The following is a 19,783-nucleotide window of genomic DNA, read 5'->3' on the forward strand; positions in this document are numbered from 1 at the left end:
TGGTGGTATGTCGACCGACGAACCCTTCGCCCTGCTCCACGAGACCCATTCGGCGCTGGTCCTGCTGTGCGGGAACCGCGCGTACAAGATGAAGAAGCCGGTCGTCACCGACTTCCTCGACTTCGGCACCCTCGCCCGCCGAGAGCAGGCGTGCGCACGGGAACTGGAGCTGAACCGACGGCTGTCGCCCGATGTCTATCTCGGTGTCGGACGGCTCACCGATCCCACCGGAGGACCCGGCGAGCCGGTGCTCGTCATGCGGCGCATGTCGGATGCGGACCGGCTGTCGACGGTGCTCGCCGAACCGGGCACGACCGCCGACACGCTGTCGGCTCTCGTGCGAATGCTCGTGCGGTTCCATGACGGCGCCGACCGCGGCCCGGGCATCGACCGTGCCGCGACGCCGGGCGCACTGCGCGCACGATGGTCCTCGCTGCTGCGTGGACTCACCGATCCACCGATTACACCCGAGCATGTGCGGCGTATGCGCGACCTGGTGAACCGCTATCTGGACGGCCGGAAGCCGTTGTTCGACAAGCGGATCGCGACGGCGCGGATCGTGGACGGGCACGGCGATCTGCACGCCGGTGACATCTTCGTGCTGCCCGACGGCTTCCGCATTCTGGACTGCCTGGACTTCGACGACGAGCTCCGTCACGTGGACCGGCTCGACGACATCGCCTTCCTCGCCATGGATCTGGAGTTTCGAGGCCGTCCCGAGCTCGCCGCCGCGCTCGTCGACGAATACCTGACCGCCACAAACGATCCGGCCCCGGCGTCGCTGCGCCACCACTACATCGCCTACCGTGCGGCCGTGCGCGCCAAGGTGAACTGCATCCGGCACCGGCAGGGTGGCGGGGACGCCGCCGAGCACGCCACCCGGCACATCGAACTCGCGCTGCGGCATCTGGAGGCGGGCAGAGTCCGCCTGGCACTCGTCGGCGGCCTCCCCGGCACCGGAAAATCCACCGTGGCGCGCGCGCTCGCGGAGCGAACCGGTGCGATCCTGCTGTCCAGCGACCACATCCGGGCCGGTCGCCGGTCACAGGGCGTACTGACCGGGCCGAGCGGCTCGTACAACAGCGGCGCCTACAGCCCCTCCGCACGTGCGCAGGTGTACGCGGTGCTGCGGGCCGAGGCTCAGACGCTGCTGGAGGCCGGTCGCTCGGTCGTCCTCGACGCCGGTTGGGGCGACGCCGACGAACGCCGGTACGCCGCGCACACCGCAGCGGACACCGGCTCCGAACTGATCGAATTATGCTGTACCGCACCGCAATCGGTGGCATCGAAACGAATCACCGCCCGGTCCGGCGGCGAATCCGAGGCGACACCCGCCATCGCAGCCGCGATGGCCGCCGACCAGGACCCCTGGCCGACGGCCGTCGGACTCGACACCACCTTGCCCCTCGAGTACACCGCACATGCGGCCGTCCGCATCTGGAACGACGGAATGCCCGGCAGCACCGACGGCCCCTCGGGCCGACGGCGCTCCAACCGGGCCGATCCGCCTGCCTAGGCGCCCGCCGAGCCCGCTCCGAGTGTCGTACGGACCGCGCTGGCGGGAACCACGATCGTCGGGCAGTGCGCCAGATGCAGCAGCGCCGTACTGGTCGAGCCCAGCACCATGCCCGGGAAACCGCCGCGTCCGTGACTGCCGACGACCAGCAGCTGCGCCGCCTCGGACCGGGTCAGCAGGGCGCGAGTGGGGCTGTCGCACACCACGATTCGTTCGACCGCCACGTCCGGGTACCGCTCCGCCCAACCGGCCAGGCTCTCCGCCAGCAGCACCTGCTCGGTCTCGCGAATACCGTCCCAGCCGACGATGGGCAGGTCGTATCCGCTCATATCACTCCAGGCGTGCACGGCGACCAGTCCGACCTTGCGCTGCGACGCCTCGCCGAAGGCCACCTCGACGGCCGGGACGCTGTTGGCCGTTCCGTCGATTCCGACCACTACCGGCTTCTGCCCCCAGGCCGCTTCCGCGGCCGCGTCACCGTGCACGACCGCGACCGGACAGCGCGCGTGGCGGCTGACCGCGGTGCTTACGGACCCGAGCAGGGTGCGGCGGATCGCGCCGCGGCCGCGGCTGCCGACCACGATCATCCGCGCCTGCGCCGATCGTTCGAGCAGGGTGGGAATGATCATGTCGAACGTCAACTCGGTGGTGATCACCACCTCGGTATCGGGTACGGCGTGCCGGGCGATCGACGCCGCCTCGGCCAGGACACGTTCACCGTCCTCGCGCAGCCACCGCTGCTCGTTCGCGGCCAGTATCGAGACCATCCCGGGCCTCGGGTCCACCCCGAAGGATGTGATGATGTGCAGCGCGCAGCCGTGCAACGCGGCCTCCACGGCGGCCCACACCACGGCCTGCAGCGCGACCTCCGATCCATCGGCACCGACCACAATGGTCGGACGGGCACCCGTCTGTGTCATGGCGACTCCTTCAGTCTCGTCTTCGAGCGTCCCTCGCGGAGCAGTGCGGGCACAGGGCCCAAAGTCGATCTACCACCGGGCCCTGCGACACCGGTTCCGAGCCGGGCCGTCGCCACCCTGTTCGGCTGAGGGACGATCATTCCCGGGCAAAGGAGCCGTCGCACAAGGCAATTCGATATGGCAGAGAGCGAGAGTCGCCCGGTCCGGCATGACGTATCCGCTGCCGATCAACCCGGCGTCAGAGTGTTGCGCAGGGCGGTAAGGCGGCTCGTGTATTCCGCTTCGTCGATCTCTCCCCGTGCGAATCGCTCGGCGAGCAGCCTCTCGGGGCCGGGGGCCTCGGCACGATACCTCGCCCCGCGGTCCGTCGCGGCGGCGTATCGCACGAGCATGACGAGTCCGGCGATCAGCAGGCCCCAGAACAGGACCGTGCCGACCCCCATCCAGGCGTACCCCCACCCGGTCATTTCGTGGCCGTACCGGAACATCGCGGCTCATCTCCTTCATCGAGGCGGTTACCACCACAGTGCGGCCGCCGCCACGACCGGCGGCAGAGCCGATAGCCACGGCTCGCGAGTACAAACGACATCGGCGGGCACCCTCCAGTTGTATCGGCCCACCGAGTCCCGCTCGACGCGATCGGGGCATTGGCCGCACCGGCGGCCCGGGCCGGGCGCGGAAGTGACCATCGACCCGCAATCCTGGATGCAAGGACCTCTACCAGGACACCGATCACGTCCGGAGGCTGGAACCATGACCTCAGCGAACCGATCCGACACCCGGATCACACCGGATGACCAGACGATCCTCGCGGTGATGCGGTCGGCGCAGCGCGCGCCCTCGGTGCACAACACCCAGCCCTGGCGCTGGGCGTTCGACGGTAACCGGCTGCACCTGCACACCGACATCGACCGGCAGCTCCTCGCCACCGATCCGCACGGCCGCCAGCAGGTGATCAGCTGCGGCGCCATGCTGCACCACGTCCGCACCGCCTTCGCCGCAGGGGGCTGGCACACCGATACCGCCCGCATGCCCGACCCGGACCGGCGCGACTATCTCGCGGCGGTCGAGTTCCGGCCTTGGCCCGACCCGCCCGCGGGCATCGCCGCGCGCGCGGCCGCGATGTCCCGGCGGCGCACCGACCGGTTACCGCTGCTCGAACCCGAGGGCTGGGACGAGGTCGTACACGCCCTGCGCAAGCTCGCGTCGCCGCACGAGATCGAACTCGATGTGCTCGACGACAGCGCCCGAGCGCGACTGGCCGCGATATCGGAGCGGGCCGCGACCGCACGCCGCGACGACGACATGTATCAAATGGAGCTGCACTGGTGGGCCGGACATTCCGGCGACCCGGAAGGGATACCGCAGAGCGCCTTGATCTCCGATGCCGAGGCGGCGCGCGTCGACGTGCACCGGCCCTTCCCGTCGGCGCCGCATTCCGCGCGCCGTGCCGACCTCATCGATCACGCCCGGCTGGTCGTGCTCAGCTCCTCCGGCGAGTCGGTACCGCAGTGGCTGCACACCGGCGAGGCGCTGTCCGCGGTGCTGCTCGAATGCACGGCCGCCGGACTCGCGACGTGCGCGGTCACCCATCTCACCGAACTGCCCGCCGGTCGCCGCGCGATCGCCGAACTGCTCCCCCACCAGACTCTGCCGCAGGTGCTGATCCGCATCGGCACGGCACCCGCCGACGAACCGGAACTACCGCCGACGTCGCGCCGCCCGCTGGCCGACATTCTCACGATCCACCATCGGTGACAGCAGAGCACCGCGGGGACTTCGGCGAACAGGCGACGAAAGTCGGTCCCGAGCGCAACGGAAGGCCCTCACGGGCAAGCGAGCCTCGGCGGAGAGTAGGGATATGAGCACCGACAGTTCCGACCGCACCGAACACACGGTGCTGGTCACATACGCAACCGCCCGCGGGTCCACCGCGGAGATCGCGGAGTTCGTCGGTAAACGACTGCGAGACAACGGCTCTCATGTGCGCGTCGCCTCGGTGCGCGAGGATCTCGACCCGACGCTGTTCGAAGCGGTCGTCCTGGGCAGCGCGATCCACAACGGAGCCTTTCTGCCGGAATTCACCGAGTACACCGAACGACACGGGCTCGCCCTGCGCATGCGACCGGCGTGGCTGTTCAGTGTCGGCATGGGACCCGCCCTGCGCGGGCCACTCGGCTTCCCGCTGAGGCACCTCACGCCGCCCGCCGTGGCCGCGGTGCGAAGAGATATGTGCGCCTTGGGGTTCCAACCGTTCGCCGGTGTCCTTCAGCGGCCCGACGACGCATTGACCCGGATCATCGTGCGGCTGCTCGGCTGCCGCTTCGGCGATCTCCGTGACTGGCAGGCCATCGCCGAGTGGGCCGACACCATCACCGTCTGGATCGACACCCGGCTGCCGAGCACCCTGTTCCCGGCGCCGCGCGATGCCGGGCATCGCCCCTGACACCCGTATCTCCTACCACCGCCGCACGGCGTGGCTCCAATTCTCCGGTGCGCCGGTACGACGCCGACATGGGCCTCATATCCCCCATATCGAAACGAACCCGCCCACCTACCAACGCGCGATCGCCGAGGTGCCGGACGAGGCCACACCCCGTGCGGACCGGTGCCGCGACACCGTCTACTCTTGGGTCGGTCCGAGTACGAAATACCTTGCGTCAAAAGGGTATTCGGCGCAATCGACCCGAATCGGACAAAGTGGCCCGGGTCATCCGGTCTCGAGGAGACTTTTGTGCAGGTTCGATCAGAGGCCCCCGGCCCCCGCCACATCCGGCGTAGGCAACTACTGGCCGGGCTGACCTTGCTCGCCATTCCCGGCGGAAGTACGACGGGCGAATGGGACACCTTCGTCCATCCGCCTCAAGCGGCCGCACCGAATCCCGAAGACGGTGCGCCACATTGGGATTACGACGCCGAGGGCCCGGAACACTGGGCCGAACTCGACTACCGCTATCTCGCCTGCGCCCGCGGCAGCAAACAATCTCCCATCGACCTGCCCAGCGCGACGCTACTGGACTCCGCCGACCGGATCGGCATCGACTTCGGCCGGCTCCCCGCAGTCGGCCTCACGAACACCGGACACACGCTGCAGGCCGACCCGCCCGCCGCAAACGCCTGCCGGATCCTGGTCGGCGGGCAGCGGTTCCGGCTCGTGCAGTTCCATTTCCACGCTCCCAGTGAGCACACCGTCGACGGTCGCGGCACCGCGATGGAAGTGCATCTGGTGCACCGGAACACGGTCGGCGCGGTGGCCGTTTTGGCGGTGCTCATGCGGCCGGAGCCGGGACCCTCGGCCTTCGACCCGGTCCTGACCGACATTCCGCACAGCAGCGGCGCCACCGTCATGGCGGGCCGATCGATCTCCGGCGGTTCCTGCCCTCGGATCTCACTCAGTTCCGGTACGAGGGGTCGCTGACCACCCCGCCATGCAGTGAAAACGTCTCCTGGACGGTGCTGCGGAGCCCGGTCCCGGTCCCCGCTGCGCTCGTCGACCGCTACCGGGCGCTGTTCCCTCACTCCAACCGGCCGACCCGGCCGCTCAACGGCCGAACCGTGATCCGCACCGGGAACTGACCGGCGTCGGCGCCGTGCCCGGAGAAGATCCGTGATCGCCGGACGACCGCCGAGAACATTTGTCTACCTGTCCTTTTCGACCAGGCGGACACCCGTGACGATCTCGGGTTCGATGACGATCACGGTGTCCATCACCTTGTCGACCCACGAGTGGAGCAGCCCTTCGTAACGCGTCACGAGGTCGGGATCGGTGACCGGGCGGGCGAGCCCGACCACCACGACCGACCACCCCGTGTGCCGTTCTCCGTCGATATCGTCGGCCTCGTAGGCGACGACGACCGGCGAGTTGCCGCGAATTGCCGAGGTGAATTGGGCGGTGAGGCGCGTGCGGATGACGATCAGACCCCGGTCCACCACGTGATTGACCGGTCGGATATCCGGTAATGCCTTGCGGGTGAACACCACTCGGCCGACAGGCGTGCTCGCCAGCAGGTGTATCGACTCCGCGCGGTCCAGTTTCAGGACGGCACAACCGGATCTGTCGTCGACGGCATCTTCGGTCACGATGTCTCCCGAACACCTTCCGCGGCGGGATGTATTCCCGCCATCCCATTACCGACCCGATTGCGGCGTGTAGGGCACGAGGTCACTGACGATCCGACCGAAACCGGTGGTCAGCGATCCAGGAAAGGTGACTTTCGTCCGTTTTCCGCGGGCGATTCGGTGGAATATCGTGATCAGCAACACCATTACTTCGGATTGGAAACTGTCCAATGATCAAGGTCTTCCTGGTCGACGACCACGAGATCGTCCGGCGCGGCCTCGCCGACCTGCTCGAGAGCGACCCGGAGCTCACCGTGGTCGGCGAGGCCGGTGACGTCTCCCAGGCCATGGCCCGAATCCCGGCGTTGCGCCCCGACGTCGCCGTGCTCGATGTCCGCCTGCCCGACGGCAACGGCATCGAACTGTGCCGCGACCTGCTGTCGAAGCTCGACGATCTGCACTGCCTCATCCTCACGTCCTTCACCGACGAGCACGCCATGCTCGACGCGATCCTGGCCGGAGCCAGCGGTTACGTCGTCAAGGACATCAAGGGCATGGAGCTGGCCCAGGCCGTCAAGGAGGTGGGGGCCGGGCGGTCGCTGCTGGACAACCGGGCCGCCGCCGCCCTGATGGAGCAGTTACGGCGCGGAACCGAGCCCGACGGTCCGCTGGCCACGCTCACCGAGCAGGAACGCAAACTGCTCGATCTGCTCAGCGAAGGGCTCACCAATCGGCAGATCGCCGAGCGCATGTTCCTCGCCGAGAAGACCGTCAAGAACTACGTGTCGCGGCTGCTGGCGAAGCTCGGCATGGAACGTCGCACTCAGGCGGCGGTGTACGCGTCGAAACTGCGTTCCGACCGATCACAGTCGAACTGACCCACGGCCGCGCAGGTGAGCACGTGATAGAGCTGCTCCACGTGGGTGCGCGGGCCCAGGGCTCGGTCGGCCGCACGCCGTCGGTTCGGGTGGCGATGGCGGCGCGACCGCGCCGTTCCTACCGGCTATTCGCCGGATGTGACCTCGACCTTCTTGACCTGTTCCTTCGGTTCCTTCATCGGTACGGAGACGGTCAGGATGCCCTGGGCGTAGCGGGCCTCGATACCCTCGTCCTGGGCACCCGTCGGCAGCGTCACCGTGCGCACGAACGAGCCGTAGCTGAACTCCGAACGCCCCTTCTCCTCATGCTTTTCGCTGCGCTCGGCCCTGATGGTCAGCTGGCCGTTGTGCACCGACACCTCGACATCCTTCGCCGGATCGATGCCGGGAATCTCCGCGCGCACCACGTAGTGGCCCTCGTCGACGGTGTCCTCCATCCGCAGCAGATGGGTGCCGAAGACCGGTACCGTCCCCGGTGGGAAGGCGTTCCACAGGTCGGCGAACTCGGACAGCAGCGAACCCCGGCGGTGGGCGGGAAGCAGACTCATGATCACTCCTCGAGAGGGATAAAAGTGTTCTGACACTGTCGATTTCACGCGTTCACCGATTCTTGGGGTAGGGCATCGGGTAGCTCGGAGGGATGACCGAAGTCCCGCGCCTGCGGTACCAACATCACCGGGACCGTCGCCTCGGCCACGATTTCCGGACCGTCCGCGCGGCCGGACCCAGCTGCTGCGACCAGCCGAGGATGATCGCGTCGGCATATTCGGCCGCCACGCTGTTCGGCCCGGTCCCGCCAGGACCTTCGGCACTGGCCGTTCACCCTCCGTGAGGCGTCGAATGAGGCACGCAAGGAGGTTGATGACAATGAAGCAAGATCCGGTTCTGGTGGCCTACGGCTCCAAGCGCGGCGGAACCGCCGAGATCGCGGGGTGGATCGCAGCGGAGCTGCGGTCCGAACACGTTGCCGCCGAAGCGAAGTCGGCACACGAGGTCCAGTCTCTCGACAGCTACTGTGCCGTCGTTCTGGGCGGCGCCCTCTACGCCGGTCGCTGGCACGGGGACGCTCGCCGCTTCGCCCGGCGGTTCACGCGGCAACTGCGCGAACGACCGGTCTGGTTGTTCGGCAGCGGTCCACTCGACGACTCCGCCGACCGACCCGACCCGGGAAAGATCCCCGGCGCCAACGCCGTTCGTAAGACGGCCGAGCGTCTCGGAGCCCGCGAATTCGTCCTTTTCGGCGGCAGACTTGCACCGGACGCGCGTGGCTTCCCGGCGTCGGCGATGGCGAAGACGCACGCAGGCGATTTCCGGAACAGGGAGCGCATCACGGCCTGGGCAGCCGATATCGCCGTGCAGCTGACCTACCAGATGCGCTGACCGGCGTTCCGAGCCAGGAGGCGGGTACCGGGACGCGGGCGGTCCACCGTCACGCGGCACCGCCGGATGGGCCCGTCGCCCGGCGGTACGCCTCGAGCGCGGTCGGCAGAGTCGGGAACAGCAGCGCCGCACCGATCCGGTCGACGAGCCCGGCGGCATCCAGCGAGTCACGCAGATCCTGTTTGACCCGCGCCATCGCGAAAACGATGCCGCGCGAGACGAGTTCGGCCCTCAACTGTTCCAGTGCGTCCAGCGCGGTGAGGTCGACCTCGACGTTCGCCTCGGCATTGAGCACGAACCAGCGCACCGGCGCCCGCGCCGCCGACATCTCGACCGCCTCCAGGGCACGACGCCGGAAGTCCTCGGCATTGGCGAAGCACAGCGGCGCGTCGTATCGGTAGACGACCAGGCCCGCAACGGTTTCCGCGGCAGGAAAGTCGTCGATGTCGTGCATACCGGCCAGGCCGGGGACAAAACCCTGCACGGCGTCGTGGGCCCCGCGCCACCCGGCGCAACAGGTCCAGAATCGACAGCGCGACCGCGACCAGCACGCCGTACAACACACCCAGGGCGAGCACCGCCACCGTCGTCCCGACCGCCAGCACCAGCTCACTGCGCCGGAAGCGCGCGATGCGCCGGAACTCGGCCGTATCGATCAGCTGCAGCGCCGCGAACACCACGAGCCCGCCCAGTGCCGCCGCGGGGAAACCCGCGAGAACCCCTCGGGCCCCGAGCAATACGGCCAGCACGGTGCCCAGCGTGACGATCGAGTACAGCTGCGTGCGTGCTCCGGCGATATCCGCGAGGGTGGTGCGGCTCCCGCTGCAGCTCACCGGAAATCCGTGCAGCACACCGGCGGCCACATTGGTCGCTCCGAGCGCACCGAGTTCGGCGTTGGCATCGACGGTCCGGCCGTGCCGGGCGGCAAAGGCCCGTGCGGTGAGTGCGTTATCGGAGAATCCGACAACCGCGATGCCCACGGCGGGCAGCACGAGCTGCACGAGATCCGACATCGCCACCCGATCGACACCGGGCACGGGAAGCCCGGCCGGTATCGACCCGACGACTCGGATTCCGTACTGCTGCAACGAGAATACGGCGACGACCAGGGTCGCCCCGAGCACCACCAGCAATGGACCCGGCACTCGCGCGGACCACCTGTTCAGCACGAGCAGGCTCACCAGCACGACGACGCCCATGGTCGCCGTCGGCCAATGCACCTCCGCCAGATTCGCTACGAAAGAGCGCACCTGCGCGGGAATGGTCTCCCCCGAAACCGGCACGCCGGACACCCGCTCGAGCTGCCCTGCGATCATGATTCCCGCCGTACCCGCCAGATACCCGACCAGCACCGGCTTCGACAACAAATCCGCCAGCATCCCCAGCCGGGCCACGGCGGCGACCAGGCAGATCGCGCCCACCAGCACGGCGAGGACCGCCGCCAGCGCCGCGTAACGACCCGGATCCCCCATCGCCAGCGGCGCCAGCGCGACAGCGGTGAGCAGGGCGGTTGTCGACTCCGGCCCCACCGACAACTGACGCGAGGTACCGATCAGCCGAGCGCCGCCCACAGCCCCACCACCGGTGGCCCCGCCACCGTCGCATACGCCATCACCTGGGGAACCAGATAGGCGGCAACGGTCACCCCCGCGATCGCATCCGACCGCAGCCACGCCCGCCGATACCCGCGGAACTGCGCGAGCCCCGGCAGCCACCGCATCGCACGGTTCGGCTTCGTGCGCTCGGCCCGATTCTCCATCTCCGAAGCATCGCGCTTCCCCGGCATCGGCGACACCGCCCAAGGTCACAATCACAGGTAGATCGGCCGGGAAGCAGGTCAGGAAGCGAGCCTGTCCACCGCCGGACCCTGCTCGACCAGCCGGATGCCGGTGACAATCGTCGGCTCGATGGAGATCACGGCATCCATGACCGTATCGGTCCATGGCCGCAACATTTCCTCATAGCGGGCGACGCGCTCCGGATCGGTGACCGTGCGGGCCAGGCCGGTCACCACCACCGACCAGCCGGTGCGCCGGACCATGTCTATGTCGTCCACCTGGTAGGCGACGACGACCGCCGGGTCGGAACGCACCGCGTCCGTCAACCGGGAGGTCAGACGAGTACGGATGACGACCTCGCCGTCCGCTACGCAATGGTTGACCGGGCGGACGGCCGGTAGCGCGTCGCGCGTGAACACCACGCGCCCGAACGGTGCGGCCGCCACCAGCCGCATCGACTCGTCCCGCCCGATCTCCTCGACCACACGGAGTACACCAGCGTCATCGGAACGCACCACGGACTCCGGGGCCGCGCCGGCCGAGCTTGATTCGAACGCACCCACTGGCAACAACCTCTCGGTATCTCGAATTCGGCCACAATTCCCAACCGCCCATTCCAGCAGCCGCGCCGAACCGCCGACAGAGAAGAAGGTCATCCGTCCAACTTGCCGTCGGCCCCGGGCGCCGGGGACTCCGATCCGAAACCGGATTCCGCCCGTTCAACCTACGACTTTCGGCCCTGCGTGCGGACGGAGATCAGCTCCTTCTCGTCCCGCAGCCCTACTCGCCGCGGGCGCGCAGTGAGCGAATTCGCCTGCGCCACAGGCGCGGTATCGCCAGGCCCGCGATCGTCGCGGCCAGTGGCAGGGCGACATCCACCCAGGGATCGCGGATCGGCCGATACACGGCGCCGCCCTCCCGGATCTCGATGAACCCGACCGGCCGCACATCGACCCCGCCGCCACCGCCGCCACCGGCGCCGCCCTTTCCATCGGCCGAGTCGTGTCCGGCACCGCCGCCGAAACCGAATCCGGCCCGCGCCACGGGCACGACCGTGACACCTCCGGCCGTTATCGGGTCACCGAATATGGTGGTCACCGAGGCTGTTCCACCCAGTCGTGCCGCCAGCCGCTCCAGCAGCGTCGTCGCCGCCTCGGCCGCACCCGTGGGCACAGCTACGTCGCGGACGGTGGCAGGTGTTTCCGTATTCGTCATGTGCACATCCAACCTCGGTCGAGTTCCGTCGCGGCGCCGAATGGCGTCCATCATCATCGAGCCTCCTCGGCGGGACCGGCTGCGGCCAGAGCCCAAAGTCGATTCGCCGGAAGGCATTGCGCCCACCCTGCGCGGTGGCGGGTCGGCCTCGAGGTCCGTGGTGAACGGTGCCGCGCCGCACCGATCGTGCGCGAGCACAGCCTGCGCCGAGTGGCGCGCGGGTGCGATGACTTTCGGGCCCGCGACCGAGGAACTTCGCCTCCGGGACGACACCGGGCGCCCCGCCAGACTGAGAAGGCCGGGATAACCGGCGGTTCGCCCCGTGGGAGACAGCGCGGAGGTGAGTATCATCGAGCGAATTCGCCTGCGCACCAGGCAGTACGGCACCGTGCGGTATCTCCGTCCGCCGCGGTACGGAGGGTGGGCGCTCGGCGGAGCCGCGGTGACCGGAGTTGCCGTCTGGGTGACCCGGACCGGCGTTCTGGATACGGCGGATCGACCCTCTTCCACTGGATCAACTCCACCCCGGACGCACTGTATCGCCCGCTATGGGCGGCGCAGCTGATCGGCGTGCTCGGCGCTCCGCTGGTGGTCGCGGTCGGCGCGGCTGTCACCCGCCGATATCGACTGTCGGCGGCAATGCTGCTGCTCCCACCGGTGAAGCTGCTGGTGGAGTACGACATCCTCAAGCAACTGGTGTGGCATCCCCGCCCGGGCGCCACGATTCCCGGAGCAGTTCTGCGCATGTCAGTCCGGTCAGCGGTGGCCATGGTCAGCGCCGCGGCCACCAGCAGCACCACGATCAACGGATCGCGTAGTTGTGCGAGCACGCGCCGCCACAAGCGCACGGGCCGTCGTCGCGGAAGGACGTTCGCGCCGTCATGTGCCATGCGGACGGCAGCTTCCTCGTCCGACAGTCCGATGAATTCGGTTGGCGCGGTTCGGCTCCCGGACACTCCAGTCACCTGCGCAACCGGGCTGCGGGACCGGCGACGCTCCGGATTCGGCCTCCAGCGCCACCCCGCGCGACGACCCTCGGTGTGATCTCCGATCCATCGGCGCCGACCGCGGCGGTCGGTCGCATCGACGTCGTGCGCGCATCGCTCATGGTGCCTCCCTCGTGCCCCGATTTCGCCTCCGAGACTCCCGCGTCCGGCGCCCCGCGCACAGAGACCAAAGTCGATCCGCGGCCGGGTCCTGCGCCCTGGGATCAGGCCCTCGACTGTGGCCGACCGGCCCTGTTCGCGCGGCATGTTCGGGCCCATGCTGAATACCGCACGGGACGGTTGTCGGAGACCGTCGTCGAGGACAGGAGAAGGACATGGATTGGCCTATGGCAGCGGTGCTGATCGCTCTGCTCATCACGTTCATGGTGATCGTGGCGACCTACATCGGTTCCCGCAGCAAATGACGACCGGGCGAGCGAGGCGGCAGACACCTCCTCGCTCGCACCGATAGTCCCTGCGCACCTCAATACCCGATGTCGCGGCGGCGCAGTCCGACGAATCCGATGGCGATTCCGGCGGCACCTGTCACCAGCAGGGCGAGAATCGGTGTGGCCGTGACGGTGTCGAGCGGGGCCTGCGGTGTGTGTTCGAACGGGGAGCCGTCGTCGAACCAGGCGGGCAGGTCGAACGAGTCGGCGAAGAGCACCGCTACGACGCAGTAGGCGAAGGCGATCCAGGCCACGGGGGTGGCCATCGCCGGGAGCCAGCCGAATCCGACGACAGCGACGGCGATCACCAGCCAGACCGCCGGTAGATAGGCCAGCGCCGCTCCGGCGACGCGCAACAGTTGGCCCGGTTCCCCGACCGTCAGACCGTGCGACAGACCCTCGCCCAGCCCGCCCGCCAACAGCACGAGCCCGCTACCGACCAGGGCGACGCTCAGATAACCCGCGAACCAGGCGGATCGGCCGACCGGGGCCGCCAGGATCGGTTCGGCGCGTCCCGTGGTTTCCTCTCCGCGAGCCCGCAATACACAGGTGATTCCGCAGGCGGCCGCGAGCAACCCGGCGATCGTGATCGTCAATGCCAGATACGCATCGACCGCGTCGGCCGCACCGCCCGGCAGGTACCGGGCGATCTCCGGGTTGTCCGCGAGGAAATCCTCGATGCTGTCGGCGAACGATCCGTACGCCGCACCCAGCGCGAAAACGCCTATCCCCCAACCGATCAGCGCGCCGCGCTGCAGCCGCCACGCCAAGGCCAGCGGCGAGCCGAGCGCCCACGAAGCGGTCGCGCGACCGACACCGTACCCCAGTAGGCCCGCGCCGAAATCGCGACGATCCAGCAGTGCGAAGGCGATCGCCACCAGGACGGCGCTCGCACCCGCGAACAGCAGCAGCGGCCACCACTGCTCGTCCACGTAGGGATAGGTACGTTGCCCCCACCCGATCGGGGACGCCCACGACACCACGCCACTGCCGACGTCGCCGACCGCCCGCACCACATAGGCCACCGCCAGCGCGAGCGCGACGGAACCGTAGACGCCGCGCGGGTTTTCGAACACCTGCGCGGCCACCGTGGCGAGCGCCGCGAACGTGAATCCCACGCCGGCGACGGACGCACCGAGCAGTACGGATCCCCCGACGGGCAGTCCGGTCCCCACCGCGGCGCCGAACACCACCAGCGCCGCGACCAGGTCCGCCAGACCGGCGAGGGTGAGCGCGGCCACCGTCGGTGCCCGCCGCCCGACCCGCGCGGAGCGGATCAACTCGGCCCGGCCGGTCTCCTCGTCGGTCCGCGTGTGCCGCCCGATCAGGAACATATTCATCAACGCGACCACGATCGCGACGTAAGCGAAGATCTCGAACAGGATCTCGCCACCGATGGTGTCCAGCAGTCGCGTCGGCCCGCCCATGGCGACAGCCGCCGCGTTGCCCGTCATGGTCTCGCGTAACCGGGCGAGCTTTGCCGGTGTGTCGTAAAGTGCCTGGCTACCGGCGGACTGGTAGCCCAGCAGCAATCCCACTCCCAGCAACCACCAGGGCAGCGTAAACCGTTCCCGCCGGGCCGCGAAACGAAGCAGTGCCCCCGCGCCCGATAGGTTGTCGCCCAGACCTTTTCGCGGCTCGGTCGTCTGGATGCTCACGATGTCTCTCCCGCCGCGACCTGCTCGGCTCCGTAATGGCGCAGGAAGATGTCCTCCAGCGTCGGGGGAGCGCTGGTGATCTCGCGGACGCCGTGCTCGGCCACCGCGTGCAGCACCGCGTCCAGTGCGGTGCTTTCCACATCGAATCGGGCGCGGGTACCGTCCCGTACGAGATCCTGCACACCCGGCAACGTGTCCAGGCCGGTCACGGGCCGGACGGTGTCCACGGTGATCGTGGTGCGAGTGAGGTGCCGCAGGTCGGCGAGGGTGCCGGTCTCCACGGTCCGCCCGTGCCGGATGATGCTGACCCGCTCGCACAGCGCCTCGACCTCACCGAGAATGTGGCTGGACAGCAGCACGGTACGGCCCTCGTTCGCCAATTCCTCGACGCAGCGCTGGAATTCGGCTTCCATCAGGGGGTCCAGGCCGACGGTCGGCTCGTCGAGCAGCAACAGTTCCGCCCGCGAGGCCAGCGCCGCGATCAGCGCGACCTTCTGCCGATTTCCCTTCGAATACGCACGCGCCTTCTGGTGCGGGTCGAGATCGAATCGTTCCAGCAGCTCCGCGCGCCTGCGCCGGTCCAGGTCGCCGCGCAGCCGTCCCATCAGATCGATCACCTCGCCGCCGGTGATACCGGGCCACAGCGTGACCTCACCCGGCACGTAGGCCAGGCGCGCGTGCAGCGCGACGGTATCCGTCCACGGGTCGTCGCCCAGCACTCGCACCGTCCCGGAATCCGCGCGCAGCAAGCCGAGCAGGATCCGGATGGTCGTCGTCTTCCCCGAACCGTTCGGACCGAGAAACCCATGGACTTCCCCCGCTCGCACGGTCAGGTCGAGGCCGTCGAGGGCCTTGGTCCGGCCGAACGTCTTCGTCAGGCCCGCAATCGAAATCGCCGTGTCGGTCATGATGTCCTCCTCTCGGTGTGCGGCTCGGACGGCGTGATGAGCCCGTAGTGGCCGTCGTAGCGGTGATAGAGCACGCCGCCGCGATCGAGCCCGCGGTGCCGGAAGAACACGAAGGGCCAGCCCGTGAGCTCCAACCGGACAATGGCACCCTCGACGCTAAGCTCCGGCGCCGGCCAAGGGCTGAAGCTCACCGCCACCGATCCGGGCGTGACATCGCCGGGATGCGGATCGACCTGTGCGAGACGGTAACCCGTGGCGCCACTGCGGTACAGCACGCTGCCGACCCGGCTGCCGGACTCGGTGAACAGGTGGAAATCGTAGTCCATGATCTCCATGTCGAACGCCGCCTCGTCGACGGTCTCGTGCGCCAGCGCGTACGACTTGTGCCGCACAACCTGACGTTCCTCCTCCGGCCGGGGGAAATACGGCAGCCGGGCCCTTGTGGCGTCGCCGTGCCGCCACTCGTGGGGAGTCACTGGGGATCGGCTGCCCCGTATCGCCTCCCAGTTCCGCGACAATCGCGCCAGCCGCGACCGCAACCGCGCCTGCAGCAGATCCACCGCCTCGCGTGTGCTCGCGCCAGTCACCTGCACCCGCACCGCGCGCCCCGCCATGTTCACATTCGCCTGGGCCACAACGGGATCGGCGGCAGCCGGATCGCCGTGGCCGCTCAGCCGCACCCGGGCCGACAACACCGGTTCCGACGCGTAATCCAGTGCGCGGCTGATCTTCTCACGCGCATACTGCGCTCCTGCTGCCGACACATGGTGCGCGGCGGAGACCCGCAGGATGGACTTCGACGGCGATGTACTGGTCTGCATATGAGGACTCTGCCACCGTTTCCGGCGCCTTCGAGAGAGCAGAAGGTCACCGCGACCAGGCCCGTTCGACCGCCACCGGCGGACGGGCAACGTCCCCCCGCGCCGCGGTGACCTCCGGAACCGAATGGACGCGGGAACGGCAAGCCTTCAGGGCTCCGCATCCCGGACGCCGCGCGGGCCGGTGCCGGGGAGGTATTTGGTCCAGTCGACGCGGGCGAGCAGGACGATGGCGATGACCAGCGCGATCTGGAGGGCGACGCCGTACGGCGAGGTGAGCGAGTCGATGAACGTGGCACTTAGATTGCGCTCGGCGACGGTGGTCGCGGCGAGATAGAAGGAGAAGCTGACAAGTCGTCCCAGGACATGCGCAGCGGTGATGGGCAGCAGCCGCACTCCCAGCAGCCCGGCCGCCTCGAACATCTGCGCCGACGGCAGCGGGGACACGAAAAACAATCCGAGTCCGGCCAGAGACCGGCCGCGGTGGCCGGTGAGGTAGTCGTTGGCGGCCTGCAGCCCGGCCTTGCGCCGTGGGCTGAGGTGGCGACGGAGGCGACTGGTCGACGCCGCCAGGATGTATCGACCGGCGCCCGAGGTGAGCGCGCCGATGATGACGAGGGCAACCGGGTCGAGGTGCCAGTTGAGCCGGAACACCACCAGCACCACCGAGTTGGGCGGAGCGAACGCCGGCATCAGATTCACCGCGAACACCACGCCGACGAGGGCCAGATACGGCAGCAGTACCTCACTCACGGCGAACCGGCACCTGCCCGCGCCGCAAGGTCAGCGTTTCGCCGGGTGGACCACCATTACCGGGCAATGTGCATGCTGCACAAGGTAATTGGAGGTCGATCCGAGCAGCAGGCCGACGAATCCGCCGCGGCCCCGGCTGCCCACCACGACCAGCTGCGCGGCCTCCGACCACTGCTGCAACTGCGCCGCGGGATGGGAAAGGTAGACCTTGCGGGTGACGCGGATGTCGGGATACTTCTCCTGCCACCCCGCGAGCCGTTCGGCCAGGAGCGCGTCCTCGCTCTCCTCCAGGTCCGGGCCGGGAAGCGGCAGATCGTCGATCCTGGCGTACCGCCCGAAATTCCAGTCGCCCCAGCAATGTACGGCGACGAGGTCCGTCTCGCGTTCGGCCGCCGCGGTGAACGCGGCCGCGATCGCGGGCTCGCTGATCTCGCTGCCGTCGACGCCCACGACGACCGGTCCGGTCGAGGGAATCGCGCCGCCGGGGCCGCCGCGGACGACGATGACCGTGCCCTGGGCGTGCGATGTGACGGCGAGCAGGGTGGAGCCCAGATGTGCGGGCGTGCCCGTCCTGCCGGTCGCGCCGAGCACCACCGTGTGCGCCTCCGCACTCCGGCCGACCAGCAGCGCGGACGCCCGATCGTCGGACAGCTCGACGGTCACTCGCAGGTCCGCATCGATCTCGCGGGCCAGCCGTTCGGCCCGCTCGACGACCGCGCTGCCGTGCGCTCGGGCGGCATCGGCGGCCGGTGCCGCCGTGACCGCGTAGGCGCCCAGCCTCGCGCCGACCATCGCCAGGTTCATCCCGTGCACGATCCGGAGCGGAGACCGGCGCCGGCTCGCGTACCGTGCCGCCCACCGCAGCGCGGTAGCGGCCCCGGCGGAGTCGTCGACACCCACCACCACAGGAGCCGAGGCAGGGTGGTGCCGATCATCATCGAATGCCATGACTTCTCCTCGGTAACAAGGGTTTCCAGCCCCGAATCCGGAAATCACCCTCACCATAGGCATCGGCGGCGCCTGCCCGACGCGGCCGACGGTCATCGGTGCCGGGGACCAACGACCCCGGGACCACACGGCGTCACCGTCCGAGGTCGCCCGTCCGGCGGATCATGGTCAGTGGATGCAGATCGAAATACATCGCAGGGGTTCCGGTACCGGGCTCCCGGCCGAACAGGATTCGGCCCGTGCCGATTCCGAAGCGGGTGAGGTCGATACGGAACGCGCGCGGGTCATCCGGATCGTCGGGGTGCAGCGGCAGTCCACGCAGCAGGGACGGCACCGCGGTCAGTACGCGCAGCACCGGCCGCCCGCCGCTGATGCGCACCTCGGCGCCGGCGCCGACCATGGCCCGCGCGCGAACGTCGGCGAGCGAGCCGGGCAGCCGATAGTGCCCGCAGATCTCGGGCCACACGTCCGGGCGGTGCGGAACATCGGTCCGGATCGCGGGTTCCGGGACACCGAGGATGTCGTGCACCAGTGTCGAGGTCTCGGCGGGCAACCACAGCAGGGCACGGTGGCCGCCGGTGACGAAGACGAGCACGCCGGTCCCTGCGTCGGGGGCAACCCATATCTGGGAGTTGAAACCCGGCAGAATGCCCTGATGCTCGATAACCCGGTGGGCACCGACGAGCCCCCGGAAGAAGCTCAGTCCGAGCCCCGGGACTCGCGGGTCCGGCTGGTACTGGGACGCGAACATCATTGCCAGCGTGTCCGATTCGAGCACGCGACCGTGATCGTTGCGACCTCCTCCCAGCAGGGCGTCCAGGTATCGGGCCATGTCGCGGGCGGAGGAGCAGGCCGAAGATGCCGCCGCAGTGGTCATTTCACGATGCACCACCGGTTCCGGGCCGTGCCTGCCGAGGGTGTAGCCGGTGGCGCGGTCGACTCGCGGAACGTCGGCGTAGGCCAGGGTGGTGTCGAACATGCCCAGCGGCCGGAAGACATGCGCGCGCAGGTATTCCGCGAGCGGTACGCCGGTGACATCGGTGACGATCTGACCGAGCGTGGCGAACCCGTGATCGGTGTAGGTCCATCGGGTGCCCGGCTCGGCTCGAATTCGCAGGCCGTGCCGGTAGTACTCACCGAGCGAGGGCAAGGACGTCCCCTGCCGCACGCTCTCCCCGAAATCCGGAAGCAGCGCGTGCCAGGGGTAGGCCGTCTCACCGATTCCGGACGTGTGGGTCAGCAGGTGCCGGACCGTCACCGGGCCGAAGTCCGCGTCGTCGGCGACCAGTCGGAAGCCGCGTAGGTAGTCGGCGGCGGGCGCGTCGAGCTCGACGAGTCCGCGCTCCCACAGTTGCAGCACCGCGATGGCGGTGAAGGTCTTGGTGATCGACGCGATGCGGAACACCGTGTCCTCCGTGACCGGCCGGTTCGCGGCGAGATCCGCCGACCCGTGCCGCACGAACTCCGCTTTCCCGTCGCGCACCACCGCGACCACGGCGCCCACGACCGGCCTGCGG

At 68.9% G+C, this 19,783-nt stretch carries 19 protein-coding genes and 2 pseudogenes; 7 read left to right on the forward strand and 14 right to left on the reverse strand.

Annotation, left to right across the window (positions count from 1 at the left end; translation table 11 throughout):
- Positions 1-7 precede the first annotated feature (7 nt).
- Positions 8-1,516 carry a bifunctional aminoglycoside phosphotransferase/ATP-binding protein gene (locus tag ACYVLQ_RS29315; protein ID WP_460700775.1) on the forward strand — a complete coding sequence of 503 codons (1,509 nt, stop codon included), beginning with the start codon at positions 8-10 and terminating at the stop codon, positions 1,514-1,516.
- Here the strand turns inward: ACYVLQ_RS29315 and ACYVLQ_RS29320 are convergent.
- Both ACYVLQ_RS29320 and ACYVLQ_RS29325 read right to left on the reverse strand, forming a co-directional pair.
- Positions 1,513-2,436 (reverse strand): universal stress protein, encoded by a 924-nt coding sequence (locus ACYVLQ_RS29320; RefSeq protein ID WP_460700776.1) that lies wholly within the window; start codon positions 2,434-2,436, stop codon positions 1,513-1,515. The genes ACYVLQ_RS29315 and ACYVLQ_RS29320 overlap by 4 nt on opposite strands.
- A 227-nt stretch (positions 2,437-2,663) precedes the next feature.
- Positions 2,664-2,903: an SHOCT domain-containing protein gene (locus ACYVLQ_RS29325; RefSeq protein ID WP_460700777.1), complete on the reverse strand. Its 240-nt coding sequence runs from the start codon at positions 2,901-2,903 to the stop codon at positions 2,664-2,666.
- A gap of 286 nt (positions 2,904-3,189) precedes the next feature.
- Between ACYVLQ_RS29325 and ACYVLQ_RS29330 the strand changes: the two genes are divergently transcribed.
- The 4 genes and pseudogenes from ACYVLQ_RS29330 to ACYVLQ_RS29345 form a co-directional block, all read left to right on the forward strand.
- Complete coding sequence (locus ACYVLQ_RS29330) at positions 3,190-4,194, forward strand: Acg family FMN-binding oxidoreductase (protein WP_460700778.1); 1,005 nt, start codon at positions 3,190-3,192, stop codon at positions 4,192-4,194.
- 103 nt (positions 4,195-4,297) lie between these two features.
- The gene (locus ACYVLQ_RS29335) at positions 4,298-4,882 is read left to right on the forward strand and encodes a flavodoxin domain-containing protein (RefSeq protein WP_460700779.1); all 585 of its coding nucleotides are present in this window, start codon (positions 4,298-4,300) and stop codon (positions 4,880-4,882) included.
- Positions 4,883-5,170: 288 nt separating this feature from the next.
- The gene (locus ACYVLQ_RS29340; protein WP_460700780.1) at positions 5,171-5,854 is read left to right on the forward strand and encodes a carbonic anhydrase family protein; all 684 of its coding nucleotides are present in this window, start codon (positions 5,171-5,173) and stop codon (positions 5,852-5,854) included.
- Positions 5,812-5,940: pseudogene (locus ACYVLQ_RS29345) on the forward strand (carbonic anhydrase family protein); the annotation flags it as partial. The gene ACYVLQ_RS29340 and the pseudogene ACYVLQ_RS29345, both read left to right, overlap by 43 nt.
- 135 nt (positions 5,941-6,075) lie before the next feature.
- Here ACYVLQ_RS29345 and ACYVLQ_RS29350 read toward each other — a convergent pair.
- Complete coding sequence (locus ACYVLQ_RS29350) at positions 6,076-6,516, reverse strand: pyridoxamine 5'-phosphate oxidase family protein (RefSeq protein ID WP_460700781.1); 441 nt, start codon at positions 6,514-6,516, stop codon at positions 6,076-6,078.
- Positions 6,517-6,725: 209 nt separating this feature from the next.
- Here ACYVLQ_RS29350 and ACYVLQ_RS29355 point away from each other — a divergent pair, with 209 nt between their 5' ends.
- Positions 6,726-7,373: a response regulator gene (locus ACYVLQ_RS29355; protein WP_460700782.1), complete on the forward strand. Its 648-nt coding sequence runs from the start codon at positions 6,726-6,728 to the stop codon at positions 7,371-7,373.
- Between the two features lie 125 nt (positions 7,374-7,498).
- Here the strand turns inward: ACYVLQ_RS29355 and ACYVLQ_RS29360 are convergent, their stop codons facing one another.
- A complete protein-coding gene (locus ACYVLQ_RS29360) occupies positions 7,499-7,921 on the reverse strand; it encodes an Hsp20/alpha crystallin family protein (RefSeq protein ID WP_460700783.1) in 423 nt (140 codons plus the stop codon).
- 313 nt (positions 7,922-8,234) lie between these two features.
- Here ACYVLQ_RS29360 and ACYVLQ_RS29365 point away from each other — a divergent pair, with 313 nt between their 5' ends.
- Positions 8,235-8,753 carry a flavodoxin domain-containing protein gene (locus ACYVLQ_RS29365; RefSeq protein ID WP_460700784.1) on the forward strand — a complete coding sequence of 173 codons (519 nt, stop codon included), beginning with the start codon at positions 8,235-8,237 and terminating at the stop codon, positions 8,751-8,753.
- A gap of 49 nt (positions 8,754-8,802) precedes the next feature.
- Here ACYVLQ_RS29365 and ACYVLQ_RS29370 read toward each other — a convergent pair.
- From ACYVLQ_RS29370 to ACYVLQ_RS29415, 10 genes and pseudogenes are all read right to left on the reverse strand, one after another.
- Positions 8,803-10,473, reverse strand: a pseudogene (locus tag ACYVLQ_RS29370) (SulP family inorganic anion transporter).
- A 117-nt stretch (positions 10,474-10,590) separates the two neighbouring features.
- On the reverse strand, positions 10,591-11,046 hold the full coding sequence (locus ACYVLQ_RS29375; protein WP_460700785.1) for a pyridoxamine 5'-phosphate oxidase family protein: 456 nt from the start codon (positions 11,044-11,046) through the stop codon (positions 10,591-10,593).
- Positions 11,047-11,311: 265 nt separating this feature from the next.
- Positions 11,312-11,746: a spore germination protein GerW family protein gene (locus ACYVLQ_RS29380; RefSeq protein WP_460700786.1), complete on the reverse strand. Its 435-nt coding sequence runs from the start codon at positions 11,744-11,746 to the stop codon at positions 11,312-11,314.
- Positions 11,747-12,093: 347 nt separating this feature from the next.
- Positions 12,094-13,011 carry a cation-transporting P-type ATPase gene (locus tag ACYVLQ_RS29385; RefSeq protein ID WP_460700787.1) on the reverse strand — a complete coding sequence of 306 codons (918 nt, stop codon included), beginning with the start codon at positions 13,009-13,011 and terminating at the stop codon, positions 12,094-12,096.
- Between the two features lie 205 nt (positions 13,012-13,216).
- Positions 13,217-14,839: an ABC transporter permease gene (locus tag ACYVLQ_RS29390; RefSeq protein ID WP_460700788.1), complete on the reverse strand. Its 1,623-nt coding sequence runs from the start codon at positions 14,837-14,839 to the stop codon at positions 13,217-13,219.
- A complete protein-coding gene (locus ACYVLQ_RS29395; RefSeq protein WP_460700789.1) occupies positions 14,836-15,747 on the reverse strand; it encodes an ABC transporter ATP-binding protein in 912 nt (303 codons plus the stop codon). Before ACYVLQ_RS29395 ends, ACYVLQ_RS29390 begins: the two co-directional genes overlap by 4 nt.
- On the reverse strand, positions 15,744-16,568 hold the full coding sequence (locus ACYVLQ_RS29400) for a sigma 54 modulation/S30EA ribosomal C-terminal domain-containing protein (RefSeq protein ID WP_460700790.1): 825 nt from the start codon (positions 16,566-16,568) through the stop codon (positions 15,744-15,746). The genes ACYVLQ_RS29395 and ACYVLQ_RS29400 overlap by 4 nt, the downstream gene beginning before the upstream one ends.
- Positions 16,569-16,715: 147 nt before the next feature.
- Positions 16,716-17,318, reverse strand: a complete 603-nt coding sequence (locus ACYVLQ_RS29405; RefSeq protein WP_460700791.1) for a hypothetical protein — start codon at positions 17,316-17,318, stop codon at positions 16,716-16,718.
- 30 nt (positions 17,319-17,348) lie between these two features.
- Positions 17,349-18,266, reverse strand: a complete 918-nt coding sequence (locus tag ACYVLQ_RS29410; protein WP_460700792.1) for a universal stress protein — start codon at positions 18,264-18,266, stop codon at positions 17,349-17,351.
- Positions 18,267-18,399: 133 nt separating this feature from the next.
- Positions 18,400-19,770 carry a serine hydrolase domain-containing protein gene (locus tag ACYVLQ_RS29415; RefSeq protein WP_460700793.1) on the reverse strand — a complete coding sequence of 457 codons (1,371 nt, stop codon included), beginning with the start codon at positions 19,768-19,770 and terminating at the stop codon, positions 18,400-18,402.
- Between the last annotated feature and the right edge of the window lie 13 nt (positions 19,771-19,783).

Source organism: Nocardia thraciensis, assembly GCF_054782435.1.

What these genes read in the sequence shown, in the direction of transcription:
- ACYVLQ_RS29315 (WP_460700775.1), top strand. Translation starts at nt 8, where the DNA reads ATGTCGACCGACGAACCCTTCGCCCTGCTCCACGAGACCCATTCGGCG.
- ACYVLQ_RS29320 (WP_460700776.1), bottom strand. Translation starts at nt 2,436, where the DNA reads ATGACACAGACGGGTGCCCGTCCGACCATTGTGGTCGGTGCCGATGGA.
- ACYVLQ_RS29325 (WP_460700777.1), bottom strand. Translation starts at nt 2,903, where the DNA reads ATGACCGGGTGGGGGTACGCCTGGATGGGGGTCGGCACGGTCCTGTTC.
- ACYVLQ_RS29330 (WP_460700778.1), top strand. Translation starts at nt 3,190, where the DNA reads ATGACCTCAGCGAACCGATCCGACACCCGGATCACACCGGATGACCAG.
- ACYVLQ_RS29335 (WP_460700779.1), top strand. Translation starts at nt 4,298, where the DNA reads ATGAGCACCGACAGTTCCGACCGCACCGAACACACGGTGCTGGTCACA.
- ACYVLQ_RS29355 (WP_460700782.1), top strand. Translation starts at nt 6,726, where the DNA reads ATGATCAAGGTCTTCCTGGTCGACGACCACGAGATCGTCCGGCGCGGC.
- ACYVLQ_RS29360 (WP_460700783.1), bottom strand. Translation starts at nt 7,921, where the DNA reads ATGAGTCTGCTTCCCGCCCACCGCCGGGGTTCGCTGCTGTCCGAGTTC.
- ACYVLQ_RS29365 (WP_460700784.1), top strand. Translation starts at nt 8,235, where the DNA reads ATGACAATGAAGCAAGATCCGGTTCTGGTGGCCTACGGCTCCAAGCGC.
- ACYVLQ_RS29380 (WP_460700786.1), bottom strand. Translation starts at nt 11,746, where the DNA reads ATGACGAATACGGAAACACCTGCCACCGTCCGCGACGTAGCTGTGCCC.
- ACYVLQ_RS29385 (WP_460700787.1), bottom strand. Translation starts at nt 13,011, where the DNA reads ATGGGCCCGAACATGCCGCGCGAACAGGGCCGGTCGGCCACAGTCGAG.
- ACYVLQ_RS29395 (WP_460700789.1), bottom strand. Translation starts at nt 15,747, where the DNA reads ATGACCGACACGGCGATTTCGATTGCGGGCCTGACGAAGACGTTCGGC.
- ACYVLQ_RS29400 (WP_460700790.1), bottom strand. Translation starts at nt 16,568, where the DNA reads ATGCAGACCAGTACATCGCCGTCGAAGTCCATCCTGCGGGTCTCCGCC.
- ACYVLQ_RS29410 (WP_460700792.1), bottom strand. Translation starts at nt 18,266, where the DNA reads ATGGCATTCGATGATGATCGGCACCACCCTGCCTCGGCTCCTGTGGTG.